The sequence below is a fragment of the Streptomyces sp. NPDC050264 genome, from assembly GCF_040655895.1.
Taxonomy (GTDB): Bacteria; Actinomycetota; Actinomycetes; order Streptomycetales; family Streptomycetaceae; genus Streptomyces.
Map to the genome: position 1 here is coordinate 296709 of NZ_JBFAKV010000007.1, position 21433 is coordinate 318141.

At 70.9% G+C, this 21433-nt stretch carries 19 protein-coding genes and 1 pseudogene; 6 read left to right on the top strand and 14 right to left on the bottom strand.

Features of this window, described 5'->3' with window-relative positions; all coding sequences use genetic code 11:
• Nucleotides 1–27: 27 nt before the first annotated feature.
• A complete protein-coding gene (locus AB0J02_RS15295) occupies nt 28–1872 on the bottom strand; it encodes an endonuclease/exonuclease/phosphatase family protein (RefSeq protein ID WP_363194120.1) in 1845 nt (614 codons plus the stop codon).
• Between the two features lie 222 nt (nt 1873–2094).
• Here AB0J02_RS15295 and AB0J02_RS15300 point away from each other — a divergent pair, with 222 nt between their 5' ends.
• Nucleotides 2095–3531: a hypothetical protein gene (locus tag AB0J02_RS15300; protein ID WP_363194121.1), complete on the top strand. Its 1437-nt coding sequence runs from the start codon at nt 2095–2097 to the stop codon at nt 3529–3531.
• Between the two features lie 65 nt (nt 3532–3596).
• Here the strand turns inward: AB0J02_RS15300 and AB0J02_RS15305 are convergent, their stop codons facing one another.
• The 4 genes from AB0J02_RS15305 to AB0J02_RS15320 all read right to left on the bottom strand — a co-directional run bounded on the left by AB0J02_RS15305 (nt 3597) and on the right by AB0J02_RS15320 (nt 6483).
• Nucleotides 3597–4043: a hypothetical protein gene (locus AB0J02_RS15305; protein WP_363194122.1), complete on the bottom strand. Its 447-nt coding sequence runs from the start codon at nt 4041–4043 to the stop codon at nt 3597–3599.
• A 29-nt stretch (nt 4044–4072) separates the two neighbouring features.
• Nucleotides 4073–5230, bottom strand: a complete 1158-nt coding sequence (locus AB0J02_RS15310; protein WP_363194123.1) for a hypothetical protein — start codon at nt 5228–5230, stop codon at nt 4073–4075.
• 44 nt (nt 5231–5274) lie between these two features.
• Complete coding sequence (locus tag AB0J02_RS15315; RefSeq protein ID WP_363194124.1) at nt 5275–5490, bottom strand: hypothetical protein; 216 nt, start codon at nt 5488–5490, stop codon at nt 5275–5277.
• A gap of 228 nt (nt 5491–5718) precedes the next feature.
• Complete coding sequence (locus tag AB0J02_RS15320; protein WP_363194125.1) at nt 5719–6483, bottom strand: SDR family oxidoreductase; 765 nt, start codon at nt 6481–6483, stop codon at nt 5719–5721.
• Between the two features lie 136 nt (nt 6484–6619).
• On the opposite strand from AB0J02_RS15320, the gene AB0J02_RS15325 reads away from it, so the two are divergent.
• Nucleotides 6620–8083: an alkaline phosphatase PhoX gene (locus AB0J02_RS15325; RefSeq protein ID WP_363194126.1), complete on the top strand. Its 1464-nt coding sequence runs from the start codon at nt 6620–6622 to the stop codon at nt 8081–8083.
• 21 nt (nt 8084–8104) lie between these two features.
• On the opposite strand, the gene AB0J02_RS15330 is transcribed toward AB0J02_RS15325, so the two are convergent.
• Both AB0J02_RS15330 and AB0J02_RS15335 read right to left on the bottom strand, forming a co-directional pair.
• Nucleotides 8105–9019, bottom strand: a complete 915-nt coding sequence (locus tag AB0J02_RS15330) for a protein kinase (protein WP_363194127.1) — start codon at nt 9017–9019, stop codon at nt 8105–8107.
• 122 nt (nt 9020–9141) lie between these two features.
• Nucleotides 9142–10617 carry an amino acid permease gene (locus AB0J02_RS15335; protein ID WP_363194255.1) on the bottom strand — a complete coding sequence of 492 codons (1476 nt, stop codon included), beginning with the start codon at nt 10615–10617 and terminating at the stop codon, nt 9142–9144.
• Between the two features lie 127 nt (nt 10618–10744).
• Between AB0J02_RS15335 and AB0J02_RS15340 the strand changes: the two genes are divergently transcribed.
• The gene (locus tag AB0J02_RS15340; protein WP_363194128.1) at nt 10745–11986 is read left to right on the top strand and encodes a TerD family protein; all 1242 of its coding nucleotides are present in this window, start codon (nt 10745–10747) and stop codon (nt 11984–11986) included.
• Nucleotides 11987–12004: 18 nt separating this feature from the next.
• Here the strand turns inward: AB0J02_RS15340 and AB0J02_RS15345 are convergent, their stop codons facing one another.
• The 7 genes from AB0J02_RS15345 to AB0J02_RS15375 all read right to left on the bottom strand — a co-directional run bounded on the left by AB0J02_RS15345 (nt 12005) and on the right by AB0J02_RS15375 (nt 18422).
• Nucleotides 12005–12226 carry a hypothetical protein gene (locus tag AB0J02_RS15345; protein WP_363194129.1) on the bottom strand — a complete coding sequence of 74 codons (222 nt, stop codon included), beginning with the start codon at nt 12224–12226 and terminating at the stop codon, nt 12005–12007.
• A 42-nt stretch (nt 12227–12268) separates the two neighbouring features.
• Nucleotides 12269–13258 (bottom strand): zinc-dependent alcohol dehydrogenase family protein, encoded by a 990-nt coding sequence (locus AB0J02_RS15350; RefSeq protein WP_363194130.1) that lies wholly within the window; start codon nt 13256–13258, stop codon nt 12269–12271.
• Entirely contained in the window at nt 13255–14088 is an 834-nt protein-coding gene (locus AB0J02_RS15355; protein WP_363194131.1) for a carbohydrate ABC transporter permease, read from the bottom strand. Before AB0J02_RS15355 ends, AB0J02_RS15350 begins: the two co-directional genes overlap by 4 nt.
• On the bottom strand, nt 14088–15029 hold the full coding sequence (locus tag AB0J02_RS15360; RefSeq protein ID WP_363194132.1) for a sugar ABC transporter permease: 942 nt from the start codon (nt 15027–15029) through the stop codon (nt 14088–14090). The genes AB0J02_RS15355 and AB0J02_RS15360 overlap by 1 nt, the downstream gene beginning before the upstream one ends.
• Nucleotides 15026–16399 carry a sugar ABC transporter substrate-binding protein gene (locus AB0J02_RS15365; RefSeq protein WP_363194133.1) on the bottom strand — a complete coding sequence of 458 codons (1374 nt, stop codon included), beginning with the start codon at nt 16397–16399 and terminating at the stop codon, nt 15026–15028. The genes AB0J02_RS15360 and AB0J02_RS15365 overlap by 4 nt, the downstream gene beginning before the upstream one ends.
• Before the next feature lie 99 nt (nt 16400–16498).
• Complete coding sequence (locus AB0J02_RS15370; RefSeq protein WP_363194134.1) at nt 16499–17260, bottom strand: DeoR/GlpR family DNA-binding transcription regulator; 762 nt, start codon at nt 17258–17260, stop codon at nt 16499–16501.
• 262 nt (nt 17261–17522) lie between these two features.
• Nucleotides 17523–18422, bottom strand: a complete 900-nt coding sequence (locus tag AB0J02_RS15375) for an NAD(P)-dependent oxidoreductase (protein ID WP_363194135.1) — start codon at nt 18420–18422, stop codon at nt 17523–17525.
• A gap of 241 nt (nt 18423–18663) precedes the next feature.
• Here AB0J02_RS15375 and AB0J02_RS15380 point away from each other — a divergent pair, with 241 nt between their 5' ends.
• From AB0J02_RS15380 to AB0J02_RS15390, 3 genes and pseudogenes are all read left to right on the top strand, one after another.
• The gene (locus AB0J02_RS15380) at nt 18664–19617 is read left to right on the top strand and encodes a 5-dehydro-4-deoxyglucarate dehydratase (RefSeq protein WP_363194136.1); all 954 of its coding nucleotides are present in this window, start codon (nt 18664–18666) and stop codon (nt 19615–19617) included.
• A complete protein-coding gene (locus AB0J02_RS15385; RefSeq protein WP_363194137.1) occupies nt 19614–20774 on the top strand; it encodes a hypothetical protein in 1161 nt (386 codons plus the stop codon). The genes AB0J02_RS15380 and AB0J02_RS15385 overlap by 4 nt, the downstream gene beginning before the upstream one ends.
• Before the next feature lie 45 nt (nt 20775–20819).
• A pseudogene (locus tag AB0J02_RS15390) lies at nt 20820–21388 on the top strand (TIGR03086 family metal-binding protein).
• The last annotated feature ends 45 nt before the right edge of the window (nt 21389–21433 follow it).

A 21433-nucleotide genomic window follows, 5' to 3' on the forward strand; every position in this document is an offset into this window, starting at 1 on the left:
GCCGGGGGAGAGCCGGGCCTCGAACGCTTACGGACGCAGGCGAAGAACCTGCGGGTCGTGGTCGCTGATCTGGTCGTGGAACTCGCTGTTGATGTGCACGCTGTCGTACCGGAACGCGTCCTTCTTCCGGATCGACGGGCTGATCAGGATCTGGTCGAGGACCTGGCTGTTGCCCTGGTAGTCGTAGGTGTAACGCTCGCTCCTCGGCAGCGACTTGATCGCCGACCAGAGCGCTCCGCCGTCCTCCAGGCGCTGCGCCGTACCGGAGAACTCGAAGTCGTTGATGTCGCCGAGCGCGATGACGTCGGCGTTCTTCTGGACCTTGAGGACGTCCTTCACGAAGGAGTTCACCGATGTCGCCTGCGCGTGCCGCTGGGTCTCCGAGCTGCGCGCGGGCGGCTGGTACTGCGCGGTCAGGCCCTGGTCGCCGCCCTTCGACGCGAAGTGGTTGGCGATGACGAAGACGGTCTTCCCGCGGAAGGTGAACTCGCCCGCGAGCGGCTTGCGGCTGTTCTTCCAGGCGGTCTCGTTCGCCGGGTCGATCCGGCCGGGGGAGGCGGTGAGCGCGGCCTTGCCGTGGGCGCGGGTCACGCCGACGGCCGTCGTGGAGTCGCCGCCCGCGCGGTCCGTGAACGACACCCGCTCGGGGTTGAACAGGAACACCTGGCGGATGTTGCCGCCGGGCTCGCCGCCGTCCTGGTCGTTCACCGGGTCTATGGAGCGCCAGTCGTAGCGGGGTCCGCCCGCCGCGACGATCGCGTCGATCAGCTCGGTCACCGTCACGTCGGCGGCGACCGTGCCGTCGTCCTTCGCGCCGTTGTTGTCCTGGATCTCCTCCAGGGACACGATGTCGGGCGACTTCAGGTTGTCGACGATCGCCGCCGCGTGCTCTTCGAAGGTGGCGTCGGTCGGGTCGAGGTTCTCCACGTTGTACGTCGCCACGGCCAGCTCGCCCGACTTCTGCGCGCGAGTCGTCTCGCGGGTGAGCCCGCCCTGCTTCAGCGTGCCCAACTCCCGAGCCACCAGGGTGTATCCGCCGAACTGGTTGAAGTCGAGCGGGCCCTCGGTGCTGCCGGACAGGACGTCGCCGACATCGGCGGCGGGGAAGTCGGCGACCGCGCCGAGCGACTGGATCTGCAGCCGGCCGGTGTTCTGCGAGGTGTACGAGCCGTACCGGGTGCCGCCGCGCGCGGTCGCGTTCTCCCGCGGCTTCACCGTGACCCACAGCTCCGCGTACGCGTCGCTCGCGGTGACGACCCGGGAGGCGCCGATCCGTACATTCTGGCCCTCCAGGGACTCGTAGTAGTCGAGGGCGTACTTCTTCGGGCGCAGCGTCAGGCCGTTGACGGAGCCGTTCGCCGCCGGGTCGCCCGCGGGCGCGTACGCGGCGGGCACCGACTTGGCGCTGATCGTCGTGACCGGCACCTGGTTGCCGGACGAGACCACGGTCACCGTCGGCCTGGTGATCTCGGTGAGCGACTGGTTGCCGGTGGAGGCACCGCCGGGCACGTACTCGGACACCGTGCCCGTGACCGTCACCGCGTCGCCGACCTTCACGGTCGGTGCGGAGCTGGTGAAGACGAAGACACCCTCACTGGTGGCGGGGTCGTCGTCGGGCTTCGTGTCCTGGAACCAGAAACCCCGGGACGAGCCGTACGTTCTGACCCCGGTCACCACGCCGGCCACGCCCGTGACCTGCTGGCCGGCGAGCGGGGACGTGCGGGTGGCGCCCTGGATGTCGTGGATGGCGACCGTGGCCGCGTGCGCGGGGGCCGTGACGACCACGGCGTACGTGGCGCAGCAGGCGGTCGTGACGGCGAGCGCGGCGAGGCGGGAGCGGGAGAACACAGGGTGAGCGGACTTGCTGGGCAAGGGATCCCTCCGGGGACGTGCGAGTGGCGAGCGCCGGGACGAGGGGGTGGCTTTCTACGGCTTTCTACGCGCGTCAATCTCTTTCCTGCGCGGGGGAGTTGTCAAGGTTTCGCGGGTGTCTTCGGGGCGTCCGAAACCTGACGGGTACATGAACCGGGCAGCAAAGGGTCAAATCCGTCTAGGCTGAGCGGTCGCACCGTATGCCCTGAGGAGAATCAGCCGATGTCAGACAGCTCCCCCCTGCCCCCGGTCCGGCTGCCCGCCGAGGCGGAGCTGGCGCGGGACGCCCTTGCCACCCCCCTGCTGTCCCGCGCGGCGCGGCTCGCCCGCTGGGCCGGGCCCGGCACCCGGGTCGGCGCCGGCGGCGAACTCGTAGAGGAGCAGCTGCCCGCCGCCGCGGCCGAGCTGGGCCTGACCGACGACGAGGACGGCGCCGCCTACGCGAACGAGGCCTGGCGCATCGCTGTCGACACCGGCCTGGTGGAGATCGTGGACGAGGAGGAGGGCACCGTCGCCGTCGGCGAGGAGCTCGCCGCCCTCACCTCGGGCGGCCCCGCCGACGTGCTCGGCCTGTGGCTCGGCGCGCTCGACACGGTGCTGGCCGACGCGAGCGTGCCCGACCTCGAGGACCTCGTGGACGCCATGGAGGAGGGCGGCGAGATCGACTTCTCGCAGCTCGACTGGGACCCCGAGGCGGAGTCCGAGTTCCTGGAGGGCGTGCTCGGCAATCTGTACCTGCTGACCGTCACCGAGGGCGGCGCCGGGGACGGGCCGATCCCGCTGCCCGCGCTCGCCGCGTCGATGATCGTCCCCGACGACATGGGGGAGCCCACCGACGACATCCTGGAGCAGGTGTCGGACGCGATGATGCGGCTCGACGACCAGTTCCGGCTGCTCGACCCGGTCGGTCTCGTGGAGTTCCAGCCGGTCGACGAGGCACTCATGGCCGCCGCCGACGAGCCGGTCGCCGATCCCGCCGACAGCATCGACGAGTCCGACGTCTCCCGGTACGGCATGGTGCGGCTCACCCCGCTCGGCCTGTACGGCGTCCGGGCCCGCATGCTGGAGGCCGGGGTGGACGCGCCGGCCGTCGGCGACCTCGTCGACAAGGGCGCGGACGTGCTCCTCGGCGCCACGTCCACGTTCCCGCAGGCGGCCGCGCAGGCCGAGATCGAGCAGTGGCTCGCCCGGCGTGAACCGCTGGCCGCCGCACGGGAGTTGCTCGCCGCCGCGCGCGGCGCGGACGAGGGTGCGCCGCTGCGCCGGCTCCGCTGCCAGCAGGCACTCTCGCTGGTCGGCCCGGAAGCCGAACCGGCCCTGCGCGAGGTCCTCGACGACGCCGAACTCGGTGGCCTCGCCCGGGTCTGGCTCGCCGAGCACGGCGCGGCGGACGTGCCCGCGCCCTCGGAGGACCTGGTCTTCTGGCTGACCGTCGACACGATCGCCGCGCAGCTCTCCCTCGAGGGCAACTCGGACGAGTTGCAGGCGCTGGTCGAGGGGCTTGCCGCGCAGCACAGCGGGTTCTTCTCTGCTGCGTGGCGCGTGGAGCACCCCGCCACGGCCGACGTGCTGGAGGCGATGGGCCGCCTGCACCCCGACAAGAAGGTGGCCAAGGAAGCACGTAAGGCAGCCTTCAAGGCCCGTTCGGCGCAGGGCTGACCCACGCGCGCGGATACCGAACTCCCGCTGTTGAAGCGGGAGTTCGGTACCGACTCATGCGTGAGTCAGCACAGGTACCGCGTCGTGTGCTTGAACGAGGACGTCGCCCCGTCGAAGCCGTACGTGCCCCGGTACGCCGGCGGGTTCTGGTACTCGCCGACCACGGTGATCGTGTTGGCGCAGGAACCCTGGCCCGACCGCTTCGCGTCGATGCGGAGCGTGTCGCCGATGAACCCGCCCGTGATGTCCCACGGGGCGCCGCAGATACCGGACGTGATCTGGCCGCCGGTCACCACGTAGGGGTGCGTGTTCGGATTGATCCTCGCCTTGATGGCGAAGGTGATCGAACCGTTGCTGAGCTCCAGCTTGCAGTCGACCGAGACGGCCTCCGCGGACGTGTCCTGCTGCGCGGCGAACGCCTCGTCGCGCGTCTTGACCTCCGCCCCCTGCGGATTGTGGAAGCGGTGCTCGCCGCGGGACTGGCCCTTCTGCTTGCGTGCCTGAGTGGTCATGGACCGGCCTCCCTTCGAAGGTTCGGGTGTCAGGCGAGCTGCTCGGAGAGCTCGACGCGCAGCAACGCGCGGACGTTCTCGACGTGGTTGGAGACCGTGACCTGCGACGAACCGGCGAACAGGAGACCGACCGCGACATCGTCGAGCGAGGTCACCAGGGACCCGGAGTCGCCGCCCGCCGACATGTTCGTGGTGAGGATCTGGTCCTTGAACCGGGCCGTGCCGGCCGTGCCGTAGTTGACGTCGATCGTCGTGTCGACGGCCATGATCCGGCCGAAGGACACGTTCGTCGTACGGCCCGACTTCTTCAACAGGTCGCCGACCGCGACATTCGCCTTACGACGCCAGGCGCGCGGCGCGCCGCTGAAGTACTGCTCGCGGGTCGCGTCCTGGAACTGGACCTCGCCGAGCGCGCAGTCGACCACGTTGTTCTGCTGGTCCAGCGGTGTCTGCGGGGCGAACTGGATGGTGATGAACCGGGACAGCGTCGCGATGCGGTCGGCGGGGTTCGTGCCGCCGTCGAACGTGCCCGGCTGCACGATCACACTGCCCAGCCGCGCCCGGTTGGAGTCGGCGAGGACGTGGTTGTTGGACAGGATGTAGAACTTCGCCGGGGTGCCGAGCCCGGGGCCCGGCGGGTCCACCGTCGCACCCGGCAGGAAGTCGTAGACCACGCTGCCCAGGGTGCCCGCGGTGACGGCCACGTTCCCGACGGAGAAGCCCGAGGGGCACGGCCGCATGCGGCGGACGAGGACCTGGGGCTCGAAGGCCGCCAGTCCGCCGAGCTCCTCGAGGCGCGGCTGGCCGAAGCCGGCGAACTGCTGGGAGGCGCCACCGTCGGGCAGGTAGGTGACGCCTTCCTCGGCGCGCGTGCCGGACGGCCTGGACTGCCGGCGCTGGGCGGAGATCTGGCCGACGGCCACGACGTCGGTCGGGGTGCCGTCATCCATCTGACGTGGAATCACATCCCGTTCGGGCAGCAGTGATTCGGGCACCTTCTGGGTCACGAGGACGAGGACGGCGGGCTCGCCCGTGGGCTCCCCGTCGATCCACTTCACGCCGTGGCCGAAGCCGACCACGTTCGCCAGCGGTGCCTCGCGCCGCAGGAAGTCACTGGTCGCCTGCTGACGGGAGCTGTCGCCGAGCTGGCCGCCGGCGGGTCCTCGCATCAATTCGGGCTGGCTCACGCCAGACCACCTCTTCCCCTGACTTTCGCCTGAGTGCGGGATCCCTACAGCTCGTCGTCCGCGCCGCTGGGGTCCTGCTGGGCGTGGATCCCGCCGATCGCGAGTACGCGTACCGGCACCCCGTCGAGCTCCTCGGGAACCGCGTCGTGTGCGCCGAGCCGGCTCCGGGGCACTTTCCGGGTGACGAAGACGACGATCACGTCCGCGCCCGAGTGCTCGTCCCTCCCGGTGCCGACTCCGGTGACATTGGCCAGCTTCATCAGCCGGCTCTCATGGAGATCGCGTGCCTGGCGTGCGTCCACTCGGCTCGCCACCCCCTTGGCGGGTGATGCGGTGATGCGGTGATGCACGTAGGGCCTTGTCTATTGCCGCGCGGCAGGGTGGTCAAGGCGTTCCGCGTGAAATATCGGTTTTGGTTACGAGGTGTACCTATTGATCTTCTTTACGAAGATTGGCCCGTCGTCTCCCGGCAGCGCTGTCCGGTGCTCTCAGGTGCGCAAGTACGAGGCGCCGTTGAGGTCCAGCACGGTTCCCGAGGCCCACTGTGCCCCGGGCGACGCCAGCCACAGCACGGCACCGGCGATCTCGTCCGCCGAGGCGACCCGGCCGAACGGACTCTGCGCGCGCACCTCGTCGGTGAGTCGGTGCGCCACCCGTTCCGTCTCGATGAACCCGGGCGCCACCGAGGCCACCCCGATCCCGTGCGGCGCGAGGGCGACGGCGAGGGACTGCCCGAGCGCGTGCACGGCGGCCTTCGTCGCCCCATAAGCGGGGTGGTCGGGCTCGCCCTTGAAGGCGCCGCGTGAGCCGACGTTGACGATCCGGCCGCCCGTGCCCTGCTCGATCATGCGGTGTGCGGCCAGGTGACTCAGGTTCGACGTACCGAGCAGATTGACCGCCACGTGCTTCTGCCACAGCTCCGACCACTCCTCGTACGAGGTGGTCGCGGGCGGGTGCGGCAGGTTCACGGCCGCGTTGTTCACGAGGACGTCGATGCCGCCGAGGCCCTCGGCCGCCCGCTCCGCGATGGACGCCGCGCCCGCCGCGTCGGAGACGTCGCCGCCGACCAGGACGTGCCCGTCGCCGTCGAGCGAGCCGAGCGTGGCCCGCGCCTCCTCCTCCCGCGACCCGAAGTGCACGGCGACCCGGTCCCCGTTGGCCGCGAAGGCCCGGGCCAGCGCCCGCCCGAGCCCCCGGGAGGCGCCGCTCACCAGAACCCGGCGGCCGGACTGCGGAAGGTTCACGGAAGTCATGGAAGCGGGCCCCTCGACGTCGGACGGTGTTCAACCGCCGTTTATACGCGAGCGAGAACGTGTGGCCGCAACAGGGTCCGCGACCCCTCCCCACCCGGCCCCGCCTCCGTCACACCGTCAGCAGGAGACAGCCACCATGTCACTCACTCGCAGGGACTTCAGCAGACGCTCCGCGGCCACCGGCGCGGGCATCGCCCTGGCCGGATCCGTCGGCGCCCTCGCCACCGCGCCGGGCGCGCTCGCCGCCACCGACGTCGCCACGGACGCCGCGGAGGACCGGCACGGGCACCACGGCGGACACCACGGCGCCGGCTACGGCCCGCTGAAGTCCGACCCCAAGGGCATCCTCGCGCTGCCCGCCGGATTCTCGTACAAGGTCATCACCTACAGCGGGAAGACCAAGCTGGAGTCCGGCGAGTTCACGCCGTCCAACCACGACGGCACCTCCACCTTCGAGGGCCCGCGCGGCACCACGCTCCTCGTCAACAACCACGAGCTGGCCGGCGCCCGCGCCGACTGGCCGCACCCGGTGCCGCTCACCGAGGGCCTCGTCTACGACCCCATGGCGGCCGGCGGCTGCACGGTCGTCGAGGTGCGCCGCGGCGGCGAGGTCGCCGAATGGGTCGGCATCGCCGGCACCGCCACCAACTGCGCGGGCGGCAACACCCCGTGGGACACCTGGCTGACCTGCGAGGAGACCGAGGACAAGGCCGGAAAGAACGGCTTCACCAAGGACCACGGCTACGTCTTCGAGGTCGACCCCGCCGACCGCCGGGCCAACCGCGCCCCCAAGCCGGTCAAGGCGCTGGGCCGGTACGCCCACGAGGCCGTCGTCGTCGACCCCAAGCGCGGCCACCTCCTGCTCACCGAGGACGCCTCGGGCCCCAACGGCCTGCTCTACCGCTGGGTCCCGCCGCACGGCTTCCACCACGGCCGCGGCAAGCTGCGCACCCTCGCCGACGACGCGGGAGTGCTGCAGGCCTTCAAGTGCTTCGACTCCGGCGGCCGGTTCGTCGACGACCTGTCCCGCGCCACGAAGACCGGCACGGTCTACGGCGTGGACTGGGTGGACGTCCCCGACCGCGACGCCAAGACGGTCTCCACGCGCAAGCAGTTCAAGGACGGCGAGGTCACCCGCGCCCGCAAGCTGGAAGGCATGTGGTGGGCCGACGGCGGCGCCTACGTCGTCGCCTCCTTCGCCCGTGACGAGAGCCCCGTCGCGCACGACGGACAGGTCTGGTTCTACGACCCCAAGCGCCGCACGCTGACCCTGAAGGTCCTCCTCGGCGTCAACGCCGACCCGGACGACGCGTCAGGGGACGGTGCCTTCGACGGACCCGACAACATCACCGTCTCCCCGTACGGCGGTCTGGTCATCGCCGAGGACGGCGAGGGCATCCAGCACCTGTTCGGCGCGACCGAGCGCGGCAACACCTACCCGATCGCGCGCAACGAACTGAACATCGGCACCGCGGAGGACCCTTCGTACAGCGAGTTCACCGGCGTCACGTTCTCGCCCGACGGACACACCCTGTACGCCAACATCCAGACGCCCGGCATCATGCTGGCGATCACCGGGCCCTGGAAGCGCCAGCGCTGACCACCGACGTACTGGGGGCCCTCACTGCCCCCAGTACGTCTTGATCGGCGTGCCCGTGCGCGCCGCCTCGGCCTCCTCCTGCGCCTCCGCGATCCGCTGCCGCACCGACTCCTCGTGCGTGTCGATCAGCGCGCCCGCATCCGGCCCCCGCCACCACGGCCGGTCGGCGGCGCGGGCGCCGCACCAGGCCAGGACATCGGGGACGGTCGGGCGCGCGCCGGGCTCCTTCGCGAGACACAGTGCGAGGAAACCGGCCCACTCCGCGTCCGGCAGGCCGACCAGGTCGGGCTGCTCGTGCAGCGTCCGGTGCACGATCTTCGGCGCGGTGCCCGCGCCGTGCGGGTTGCGGCCCGTCGCCGCGAGCACGAGCAGGGCGCCGAGTGCGAACACGTCGCAGGGGGCGGCGGGCTCGGTCGCGTACGTGATCTGCTCGGGCGCCAGGAACCCGGGGGAGCCGACCAGCTCACCGTGGCCCGGGGCGGGCCTGCCGAAGTCGAGGACGCGGGGGCCCTCCCGGGTGACGAGGACGTTCGCGGGCTTCAGGCCCCGGTGCACCAGACCCGCCGTGTGGATGGCGGTGAGCGCCAGGGCGAGGGCCGCGCCGAGCGCCGCGAGGTCGTCGGACGCGAGCGGGCCGAGACCGGCCACCGCCTCCGAGACGGACGGCCCCGCGCAGTACTCGGCGGCCAGCCACGGCGGCTCCGCGTCCGGGCCGGCGTCGAGCACCGCCGCCGTGAACGGGCCGTGCACGGTGCGCGCCGCCCGCCCCTCGTGCCGCAGCCGCTCCCGGAGCGCGGGCTCGTCGGGGAGCCCGGGGTCCAGCGTCTTCACCACGACGAGGGGCCCCGAGCCCGCGCGCGCCAGGTAGGCCCGGCCCGCGCCGTTCTCCCCGAGCAGCGCGACCGCCCGGTACTCCCCGAACTCGAACCGGTCCATCGAACTCCTCCCGCCGCACGCTCTCGTCCTGATGATCTCCGCGACACGGGCGCGCCGCGCAGGGTTCCGGAGAATCCGACCGGGATCCGCCGAGAGCCAGTGAACAGGATCGCAGGGAGGAGTCACCCCAGCGGGTCCACCGGCGGCGCCTCCCGCTCGGCGGCGATCCGGTGCACCCGGCGCCGGACCACGAGCCAGCCGCCCGCCAGGGCGAGCGCGACGGGCACGAGCAGCAGCACGGTGTCGCGGCCCGCGCCGTCCGTGTCGAACCACATCATCACGATCACCGCGAGCAGGAACGCGATCGTCGTCAGCTCGATCCACGGCGAGGCCCACAGCCGGAACGCGGGCCGCTGGACGAGTCCCTGCTTGGCCCGCCGCACGAACACCAGATGGCAGATCATGATCATGGACCAGGTGGAGATGACGCCGAGGGAGGCGACGTTCGTGACGATCCCGAACGCGTCCTCGGGCAGCCACGCGTTCAGCGCGACGCCGAGCAGCGCCACCGTCGACGTCAACAGGATGCCCGCGTACGGGACATGACTGCGGCTCATCCGCGCGGTGAAGGAGGGCGCCGAGCCCGCCATCGCCATGGAGCGCAGGATGCGGCCGGTCGTGTACAGGCCGGAGTTGAGGGACGACATCGCGGCCGTGAGCACGACCAGGTTCATGATGCCGCCCGCCGCCGGCACCCCGATCTTCGACAGGACCGTCACGAACGGGCTCTGGTCGGCCGAGTACGCCGTCCACGGCAGCAGCAGCGTCAGCATCACGATCGACCCGACGTAGAAGATGCCCACCCGCCACATGATCGAGTTCACGGCCTTCGGCACGACCGTCGCCGGATCGGCCGTCTCGCCCGCCGTCACGCCGACCATCTCCACCGCCGAGTACGCGAAGAGCACCGTCTGCGTGATGAGGACGACGGGCAGCACGCCCATCGGGAACCAGCCCCCGTGGTCGCTGATGAGCGAGGGGCCCGGAGTGAGGCCCGCGATCTCCTCGCGCGAGGCGAGGAAGAAGACGCCGATCAGCAGGAACGCCACGATCGCGGTGACCTTGACGATGGCGAACCAGAACTCCATCTCGCCGAAGCTCTTCACGGAGATCAGGTTCACGGTGAGCACGATCGCGAGCGCGATCGCCGCGAGCACCCACTGCGGGACCGACGAGAACATCGACCAGTAGTGCACGTACAGCGCGATCGCCGTGATGTCGGCCATGCCGGTGGTCGCCCAGTTCAGTACGTACATCCACCCCGCGACGTACGCGCCCTGCTCGCCCAGGAACTCACGCGCGTAGCTCACGAAGGAGCCCGACGAGGGGCGGTGCACGACGAGTTCGCCGAGGGCCCGCACCACGAAGAACGCGAAGACCCCGCACACCGCGTACGCGATCGCCAGCGCGGGACCCGCCTTGGCGAGATTCCCGCCCGCCCCGAGGAAGAGCCCCGTACCGATCGCGCCACCGATCGCGATCATGCTGATGTGACGTGGTTTGAGGGCCTTGCTGTATCCGAGGTCGCCCGCGTCGGCGACGCCCTCGGCGGTCGTGGGATCGTCCGACGGGGAGCCGTTATAGGAGCTTTTGTGCAGGTTCACGCCAGAAACTCTCGCATTGCGTGCCGCCTAACCGGTGGCGCCGCAAGCGAGGCCCGTAAGAAAAAGTCTTGGGTAAGGGAACGGTAAAGCGGAGCCGCTCGTTACCTCTGGCATGACAGCCATGACCCCAGGTTCGAACATCCCGCTCACGGCGCAGCGTGTGGCGGTCGACGTCTCGGCGCCCGTGCGGCTCGACGTATCGGGCCTGCTGCTCACCGCCGACGGCAAGGTGCGCTCGGACGACGACTTCATCTTCTACAACCAGCCCGCGGGACCCGGCGTGACGTACACGTCGGGCGGGGGCGCGAGCCCCGACTCGATCACGGTGGACACGGCTGCCGTGCCGCCGGGCATCGAGAAGATCGTCGTCACGGCGAGCCCGGACGCCGACGGCCAGTCGTTCCAGGGCATCGAGCCCACGGCCACGGTGCGCAACGCGGACGACGGCTCGGTCCTGGCCACGTTCACGCCGCCGCAGCTCGGCACGGAGACGGCGCTGGTCATCATCGAGGTCTACCTGCGCAACGGCGCGTGGAAGGCCCGCGCGGTCGGCCAGGGCTATGCGAACGGGCTGGCCGGTATCGCCACCGACTTCGGCGTCTCGGTCGAGGAACCGGCCGCGCCCGCCGCAGCCCCTGCCGCGCCGCCCGTCGCGGCCCCGGCGGCCACCCCGGCCGCCGCGATGCCCGCGCCCACCACCCCGCCGGTCGACCCGCGCCTCGCCCCGCCCCCGCCGCCGGTCGCGTCCCCGGCCGCCGCTCCGGCGGCGCCCGCGCCCGGCGCCGGAAAGATCAACCTCGACAAGGGCCGCGTCTCCCTCCAGAAGAACCAGACGGTGTCCCTGGTCAAGGGCGGCAAGCCGCTGCTGAGCCAGGTCAAGATGGGTCTCGGCTGGGAGCCCGCCTTCCGCGGCAAGGACATCGACCTGGACGCCTCGGTCATCGCGTACGGGCCGCAGCGCAATCACGTCGACAGCTGCTACTTCGGCAAGCTCTCGATCGTGAACGGCGCGATCAAGCACTCCGGTGACAACCTCACGGGCGAGGGCGCGGGCGACGACGAGGTGATCGTCGTCGACCTGGGCCGCCTGCCGCAGGACGTCACGGGCCTGGTCTTCACGGTGAACTCGTTCTCGGGCCAGAAGTTCACCGAGGTCGCCAAGGCGTACTGCCGCCTCATCGACGCGGCGTCCGGCGAGGAGCTGGTCCGCTTCGACCTGACGAGCGCGGAGCCGCAGACCGGCGTGATGATGGCGAAGCTCATCAAGCAGTTCTCGGGCGAGTGGGAGATGACGGCGCTGGGCGACTTCGTGAAGTCGCGCACGGTACGCGGCATGGTGAAGCCGGCGGCGCAGGCGCTCTGACCCTGCTGCGGCGCTTCGTCAGTGCTGGTTGCGCGGGTGGGCGCGGGCTCGGCGTTCGTTGCCCCGGCGGTAGTTGCCGGTCCAGCGGGCCATGACCAACTGGGCGTCCCCTGACGTCACTTCGGCCAGGAACCGCTCCGCCCGCGCACCCCGCAGCACCCCGGCGTCGCGTCCCGCGTGGCTGATCGTGACGCTGCCGTCGGCGCGCTGCGTGTAACTGAATCCCTGTGGTCTCGGCACGGTCGGGAGAATAGGCCCGACCGTGCCGGGGCCGACACCGAATTACGGCACGACGACGATCTTGCGGCCCACACCGGACGCGAACTGGTCGAGCGCCTCCGGGTACGCGTCCAGAGGCAGCCGGTCGCTGATGAAGACGTCCGGGTCGAGGACCCCGCCCGCGAACAGCTCCGCCGCCCGCTCGTAGCTGTGCAGGACCGCCATCGAACCGGTGATGGTGATCTCCTGGTTGTAGATGCGGTACGGGTCGATCGTCACGCGGGTCGCGTAGTCCGCGACGCCGAACTGCAGGAACGTGCCCGCCTTGGCGACCCGGCCGAGGCCGTCCTGGATCGCCGCCGCGTTGCCCGTCGCGTCGATCACCACGTCCCAGCCCTCGGGGCGGTCGAGCTCGTCCGGCCCGGCGGCGGACGCCGAGACACCCAGGCGCCGGGCCGTCGCGAGGCGCTCCGCGTTCAGGTCCACCACGTCGACGCTCGCCGCGCCGGTGCGCTTGGCCAGCTCCAGCATCATCAGGCCCATCGTCCCCGAGCCGTAGATCAGGACGTGCGAGCCGAGGCGCGACTGCAGCACGTCATAGCCCCGCACCGCGCAGGACAGCGGTTCGATGAGGGCCGCGTCCTGGGTGCGTACGTGGTCGGGGAGGCGGACGCAGTTGGCGACGGGGGCCAGCGCGTACTGGGCCGCGCCGCCCGCCGTGGTCACGCCGATCGCCGCCCAGCGCTCACAGAGGTTGCCGCGTCCGGCGCGGCAGAAGCGGCACTCGTGGCAGTGCAGTGAGGGGTCGACGGCGACACGGTCACCGACCCGCACCTCCGTGACGGCGCTGCCGACCTCGGCCACCGTGCCGGCGAACTCGTGGCCCGGCACCACCGGCAGCGTAGGGGCGAACTCGCCCTGCCGGATGTGCAGATCCGTGCCGCACAGGCCGCAGGCCGCCACCTCCACGACGACGTCCCGGGGGCCCGGCGTGGGGTCGGGCACCTCGCCGACGACGACCTTGCCCACTGACTCGACGATCGCGGCCTTCATTTCACAGCTCCCAACGACAGGCCCTGGACCAGCTTGTCCTGGGCGGCGAACCCTGCGGCGAGCACCGGCAGGGAGATCACGAGCGACGCGGCGCACACCTTCGCCAGGAACAGGCCCTGGCTGGTGATGAAGCCGGTCAGGAAGACGGGCGCGGTCTGGGCGACGACGCCCGTGAGCACCCGCGCGAAGAGGAGTTCGTTCCAGCTGAAGATGAAGCAGATGAGCGCGGTCGCCGCGATGCCGGGCAGCGCGATCGGGGCCACCACCCGGGTGAGGACCGTGGGCAGGCGCGCGCCGTCGATCTGGGCGGCCTCGATGACCGCGATCGGCACCTCCGCGAGGAACGAGTGCATCATCCACACCGCGATCGGCAGGTTCATCGAGGTGTAGAGGATGACGAGCAGCCAGATGTTGTCGAGGAAGTCCGTGTTCTTCGCGAAGAGGTAGATGGGGAGCAGGCCCGCCACCACGGGGAGCATCTTCGTGGAGAGGAAGAAGAACAGGACGTCCGTCCACTTCTTCACCGGGCGGATCGACAGGGCGTACGCCGCCGGGAGGGCGAGGACCAGGACGAAGAGCGTCGAGGCGAGCGAGGCCACCGTCGAGTTGATGAGCGCGGGCCAGGGGCTCGCGCCGCCGCCCGCGCCGAAGAAGTCGCGGTAGCCGTCGAGGGTGAGCGAGGCGGCGAAGGACGGCGGGTTGGTCGCCGCGTCCTCCTCCGAGTGGAAGGACGTCAGCACCATCCACGCGATGGGCAGGAAGAAGACGATGCCGGCCAGCCAGGCGACGAGGCCGAGTCCCTTGCTCTTGAAGAACGCCGAGAGAGTCATCAGCGCGACCCCTCCTCGCGGAACAGTGACGACACGACGCGCAGCGCGAAGGTCGCGATGATGATCGAACCGATGACGACCAGGACGCCGGCGGCCGAGGCGAGGCCGTTCTCGTGGGCCTGGTAGAAGCTCTGGTAGACGGTGTAGGGCAGGTTCGCGGTGCCCAGGCCGCCGGAGGTGAGCGTGAAGACCGCGTCGAAGTTCTGCACGATGTAGATCGAGCCGAGGAGCGCGCCGAGTTCGAGGTAGCGGCGCAGATGCGGCAGCGTGAGGTGGCGGAAGACCTGCCAGGGACCCGCGCCGTCCATCCGGGCCGCCTCGATGAGTTCGGGGGAGCGCGACTGCAGTCCGGCGAGCAGGATCAGCATCATGAACGGGGTCCACTGCCAGATCAGCGCCACCTCGACCGCGATCAGCGGGGTGTTGGAGATCCAGTCGGGCTGCGGACCGCCGACGTAGTGCAACAGGCCGTTGAGAAGGCCGTATTCGGGGTTGTAGAGGACGTGCTTCCAGAGCAGGGCCGCCGCCACCGGTACCACCAGGAACGGCGCGATCAGGAGCGTACGGACCAGGCCGCGCCCCTTGAACTTGCGGTCCAGGAGCAGTGCCAGACCGAGCCCGACGACCAGGCTCACCACGACGACCGTGACGGTCAGGACGATCGTGGTCAGGACGGACTTGCGCAGATCGGGGTCGGTGAGGACCTCCGAGTAGTTCCCGAACCAGGTGAAGTGCCGGGCGTCGGGGTACAGCGCGTTCCAGTCGAAGAGGGAGATCACCAGCGTGGCCACGAACGGCAGTTGGGTCACGATGATCATGAAGACGAGTGCGGGCAGGAGCGGCGCTCTGGTGGCCCAGGCGCGGAGCTTCTGGGGCGCGGGCCGCGAGGCGGGTGCGCGGGTGCGGGCCACGGGGGCCGGGGTGGCGGTCGGTGTGGTCATCGGCCCTCGTACTCCTTCGCGATCTCGGAGGCGAGTTTCTGGGACTTCTTCAGGGCCGAGTCGACGGACTGGCGCCCGGCGACGGCCGCGCTGATCTCCTGGGAGACCTTGGTGCCGAGGTCGGTGAACTCGGGGATGCCGACGAACTGGATGCCGGGCGCGGGCCGTTTCTGCACGCCCGGATCACGCGGCCTGGCACCCTCGATGGCGGTGCGCGTCACGTCCACGAAGGCGGCGGCCTCGGAGCGGTACGCGGGGATCTCGTACGTCGAGGCGCGCTTGCCGGCGGGGACGTCGGACCAGCCGACCTTCTCGCCGACGAGCTTCTCGTACTCCTTGCCCGACGCCCAGGAGATGAACTTCCAGGCGTTGTCGGGGTTGTGGGACGCCTTCTGCAGACCCCACGCCCAGGTGTAGAGCCAGCCGCTGTTCTCCGTCTTCTCGACGGGCGCGGACACATAGCCGATCTTGCCCTTGACCGGGGAGTTGGCGGATTCCAGCGAGCCCGCGGCGGAGGTCGCGTCGTACCACATGGCGGTCTTGCCCTGGGTGAGGTTGTTGAGGCACTCGGCGAAGCCGGACTGGGCGGCGCCCGCCTCGCCGTGCTTGCGGACGAGGTCGACGTAGAACTTCGTGGCGTCCTTGAAGCCCTTGTCGTCGAGGCGCGCGGTCCAGTCCTTGTCGAACCAGGTGCCGCCGAAGGTGTTCACGACGGTCGTCAGCGGCGCCATCAGCTCGCCCCAGCCGGGCAGGCCGCGCAGACAGATGCCCTTCATGCCCGACTGCGCGCCGTCGGCCTTCGCCGCGAGGTCCGCGACCTGCTGCCAGGTCGGGTGCGCGGGCATCTTCAGACCCTTCTTCGCGAACACGTCCTTGCGGTACATGAGGAAGGACGACTCGCCGTAGAAGGGCTCCCCGTAGAGCTTGCCGTCGTCGCCGGTGAGCGATTCCCGCATGGGCTGCAGGATGTCCTGCTGGTCGAAGCCGGTGTCCTTCTTCACGTACGGATCCAGGTCGTGCAGCCAGCCGTTGCGGGCGTAGATCGGTATCTCGTAGTTGCTGAGCGTCGCCACGTCGTACTGGCCCGCCTGGTTGGCGAAGTCCTGGCTGATCTTGTCGCGGACGTCGTTCTCCGGCAGGACGGTGAAGTTCACCTTGATGCCGGTCTCGCGGGTGAAGTAGCGGGCGGTGAGTTTCTGCAACTCGGTCATCTGCGGGTTGTTCACCATCAGTACGTTGATGGCGTCGCCGCCCGTACCGAGCCCGCCCGCGCCGGCCCAGCAGCCGGACAGGAGGGGGATGAGCAGCGTCCCTGCGGCGGCCGTCGCGAGCAGGGCGCCCGGTGGCCTCCGTCGGCTCTGGGTTCGCATGGATGCTCCTGGACTTCTATCGCGTATGGGGATGAAAAGGGCATGCTCGGGCAGGGGAGTGCCCGGCAGGTGGTGCGATGGCGGTGCGGGGTCGGGGGATCAGACGCGGATGACCTGTGGGCCCATCAGCGAGTACCGGTGTGCTTCGGAAGCGGGCAGCTGACTGCCCGTGACGATCGTCTCCAGCGCGCCCACCGGCGCGAACCGGCAGAAGCTGACCGCGCCGAACTTGGTGTGCACGCCCGCGAAGACCGTGCGCCGCGCGGCCCTGATGGCCTGTGCCTTCACCTCGCTGACCGCGGGATCGGGGGTGGTCAGGCCGTGGTCGCGGGAGATGCCGTTCGCGCCGATGTAGGCGAGGTCGAGGACGAAGCCCGCCAGCATCTTCGTCGTCCAGTGGTCGACGGTGGCGAGCGTGCCCGCGCGCACCCGGCCGCCGAGCAGCAGCACGGTGGTGTTGTCGGCCTCGGCGAGCGCGCCTGCCGTGGCCAGCGACGCGGTGACCACGGTCAGCGGCCGGTCACGGGGGAGCGCCTCGGCGATCAGCTGCGGCGTGAACCCCTCGTCGACGAAGACGGTCTCGGCGTCCCCGAGCAGATCCGCGGCGGCCGTGGCGATCCGCCGCTTCTCCGGCACGTGCATCGTCGTACGGAACGCGAGCGTCGTCTCGAACCCGGCGCTCTCCACCGGGTACGCCCCGCCGTGCGTGCGCCGGACCAGCCCGTGGTCCTCCAGGGCGCGCAGATCGCGGCGGACGGTCTCCTTGGCGACGCCCAGCTCGGTCGCTAGTTCCGTGACGTCGACGGATCCGGTGCGGCGTGCCGTGCGCACGATCTCCCGCTGCCGTTCCTCCGCGCTCATCCCGCCACCTCCGCGCCGTGCTGCCCGTTCGGGCCCGGAAGGGCCCGCACCGGAAGTTCTACCGGCGTCGTGCGGCGGTGACCAGGTCTGTTGCGGACTTGATGCTGCCCGTTCATGCCCGTTACGTGAGACGGCCGGCCGCCGTGGACCTGCGAAGGAGCCGGGGAGCATGTGGGTTCGGGCGGCACGGATGCCCGGACAAGAGGGCGGGCGGGCCCGTTCGGTGCCCGCCCGCCGTGTTGACCGTTCGATCAGGCCATGTTCAGTGGGGCCAGATCGGCGGGTCGTTGATGAAGCGGCCGCCCATGTACAGATGGGCGGGGTTCTCGTCGGAGAGGGGGCCGAACTCGGCGAGCAGGTTCGGCGCGTACTCCTCCGAGTTGTCCTGCGGCTCGTAGCCGAGGGCGCGGGCGCTCGACAGGTCCCACCACAGGCGGGTGTTGGCGGAGGATCCGTAGACGACGGTGTGGCCGACGTTCTCGGCGGTCAGCGCCGCGTGGAACAGGCGCGCCCCGTCCGCCGGGCTCATCCACACGGACATCATGCGGACGTCGGTCGGCTCCTTGAAGCAGGACCCGATGCGCACGGACACCGTCTCCTGGCCGTACTTGTCCCAGTAGAACTGCGCGAGGTCCTCGCCGAACGACTTCGACAGGCCGTAGTACGTGTCGGGGCGGCGCAGCGTCTCCACCGGGACCACGGGGGCGCCGTCCTCGGTGTGCGGGCGCGGCGTGAAGCCGATCGCGTGGTTGGACGACGCGAAGACGATGCGGGGGGCGACACCGTCCGGCCGGTTCTCGCCCTCCGCGCGCACCGCCTCATAGAGGTGGTAGGTGCCCTTGATGTTCGAGTCGAGGATCTTCTCGAAGGTCGACTCCAGGGAGATCCCGGCCAGGTGCAGCACTCCGTCGACACCGCGCACCGCTTCACGCAGCGCCTCCGTGTCGTTCAGGTCCGCGACGATCGCGTCCGGCGCGTCCGCGACCGGGCGCACGTCGAGCAGCCGGAGGTCGTAGCCGTGCTCGGGCAGCAGCTCCCGCATCAGGGTGCCGAGTCCGCCGGCGGCGCCGGTGAGCAGGATCGTGCGGGGCCCGGCGGGACCCGACGGTACTGACGGCGATGACGGCGATGACGGTACTGACGGCTCTGGCGGCACTGGCATGCGCGTGATCTCCGTATGTGTGAGCGGCATTCACATTCGTGGACACGCTAAGGAGGGGCGTCGTGCTCCGTCAAGGGTCGCACGGGCCCGTACGGGCGCGCTCGGTGTTATCCGTAAGGGGAAGTTCCGCTAGTTCCGGGCGAGTTCGAGTGCTTGACCGTCCCCTTTGGGGCGGCTTACGGTGAGCGCGTTCAGAAATGTAGACGCGGATCAGAGACATGCACATGTTCAGGGAGAGCCCGTGACGACGCCCGCTTTTGGCCCCCTCGCCGCTCGACTCGGCATCCCCAGTGGGCCGCTGTTCTTCCCCGTCACCGCGTACGGACCGGACGGCGCTGTCGATCTCGACACCTACCGCACCCATGTGCGGCGCGGCGTCGAGGCCGGGGCCGCCGCCGTGTTCGCCTGCTGTGGCACCGGAGAGTTCCATGCGCTCGCCCCCGAGGAGTTCGAGGCCTGCGTCGCGGCCGCGGTCGAGGCGACCGAGGGCCGGGTGCCCGTCATCGCCGGCGCGGGATACGGCACGGCGCTCGCCGTCCAGTACGCGCGCCTGGCCGAACGGGCGGGCGCCGACGGCCTGTTGGCGATGCCGCCCTATCTCGTGGTGGCCGGCCAGGAAGGCCTGCTGCGGCACTACACCGAGCTGGCCGAGGCGACCTCCCTCTCCCTCATCGTCTACCAGCGCGACAACGCCGTCTTCACCCCGGAGACCGTCGTCGCGTTCGCCCGCCACCCCAAGATCCTCGGTCTCAAGGACGGCCTCGGCGACCTCGACCTGATGCAGCGCATCGTCAGCGCCGTACGCGCGGAAGTCCCGCGGGAATTCCTCTACTTCAACGGTCTGCCGACCGCCGAACTCACCGGCCTCGCCTACCGCGGCATCGGGATCACCCTCTACTCCTCCGCCGTCTTCTGCTTCGCGCCCGACATCGCGCAGGCCTTCCACAAGGCGCTGAACACGGGCGACGACGCCACCGTGAACAAGCTGCTCGACGGCTTCTACCGGCCGCTCGTCGAACTGCGCAACCAGGGCCGGGGCTACGCCGTGTCCCTGGTGAAGGCCGGGGTACGGTTGCGCGGGCTCGACGTCGGTGGGGTGCGCCCGCCGCTGCAGGAGCCCACCGAGGAACACGTCAAGCAGCTGACCGAACTCATCGAGCGCGGCCAGGCGTTGCTGGAAGGAGCCGGCGAGTGAAGGTCTCCACGTTCGTCTACCCCTGGGACGTCGTCGGCGACCCGGACGCCGCCCGCCGCATCGCCGGCCTCGGCGTCCAGCAGGTCACCCTCGCCGCCGCCTACCACTCCACCCGCGCCCTCACCCCGCGCCACCCGCACCACCGCGTCGTCACCGCCGAACACGCCGCCGTGCTCTACCCGGCCGACGAACAGCGCTGGCAGGGAAGGGAGTTGAAGCCGTACGCGGCCGGGGACTGGGCTCCCGGTGACGCGTACGGGGAAGCGGCCGCCGCCCTCGCGGAGGCCGGCCTCTCCGTCCACACCTGGGTCGTCCTCGCCCACAACTCCCGCCTCGGCGCGGAACACCCCGACACCTCGGTCCGCAACGCCTACGGCGACCGCTACCCCTGGGCCCCCTGCATCGCACAGCCAGCCACCCGCGCCTACCTCGTCGACCTCGCCGCCGAGGCCGCCACCCGGCCCGGCGCCGACGGCACCGAACTGGAGTCGCTCGGCTGGTACGGCCTCGCCCATCTGCACGCCCACGACAAGACGGCCGGCGTCGGACTCGGCGAGGCCGGGCAGTACCTGATGTCGCTGTGCTTCTGCCCCGACTGCCGCGCGGGGTACGCACAACACGGCCTGGACGCCGATGAGTTGGCGCGCTCCGTACGGGCCGCCCTCGAACCCGTCTGGCGCGGAGCGGCGGACGACGACGGCTGGGCCACGGTGGAGAAGCTGCTCGGTGCCGACACGGCCACGGCCACCCGCGCCTACCGCGACGCGACCGCCCGCAGCCTCCAGGAAGCCGCGGTGGTGGCGGTCAGGGAAGCGGCCCCCGCCGGATTCCAGGTGCTGCTGCACGCCGACCCGGTCTCCTACCACTGCGGCGCCAACGTCGGCGTCGACCCGGCCCACATCCTGTCCGTCGCCGACGGTGTCGTCGTGCCGTGCACGGGCGGCGCGGGCCTGGTGCGGCCCTTCGCCGCACAGGGCAAGGGCGTCGTCGCCGCCAACCTGACCGTCGTGCGCGGCATGGGCGGCAGCCCCGACACCCTCGCCGAGGACGCCCGCGCCGCCCGTGACCTGGGCGCGGACCAGCTGCGGCTCTACCACGCGGGGCTCGCGTCGGACGCGGACCTGGAGACGGTCGCGGGGGCGCTCGCGGGGCTCTGACGCGCGGCACCGATGAGTTCCGGGCCGCGGGGCGGTCCCTCCACCATGAGTGACATCACAGTGGACATCGCCCCGCAGGCCCGCATCGTCGCGCGCCTCGCCCACAGCGTCCGCGAGGACCAGCTCGACCTGCCCACCCCGTGCCCCGACTACGCCGTGCGCGAGCTGCTCGGCCACCTCCTCGGCCTGTCCGTCGGGCTGCGCGCCGCCGGGCGCAAGGAAACCGGGGGCACCGACCCCGGCTCCGCGCTCCCCGCACTCGACCCCGGCTGGCGGGCCGCCCTGCCCAAGGCGCTGGACGACCTCGTCGAGACCTGGCGGGACCCCGCCGCCTGGCAGGGCATGACGCAGGCGGGCGGCCTCGACCTGCCCGGCGCCGTCGCCGGACTGGTCACCGTGGACGAACTGGTCGTGCACGGCTGGGACGTGGCCCGGGCCACGGTCAGGAGTACGTCCCCGACGAGGCGGCGCTGCGGGCCGCCCGGGACCTGCTCGCGCCGGACGAGGGCGGCCGCGACGGCCTGTTCGGCCCGGTCGTCCCCGTGCCCGACGACGCCCCGCTCCTGGACCGCGTCATCGGCCTGAGCGGCCGCGACCCGTCCTGGAAGCCGTGACGGCACCAGGCAAGTGCCGCGCGCCACTGGGTAGTTGAGGGTCGA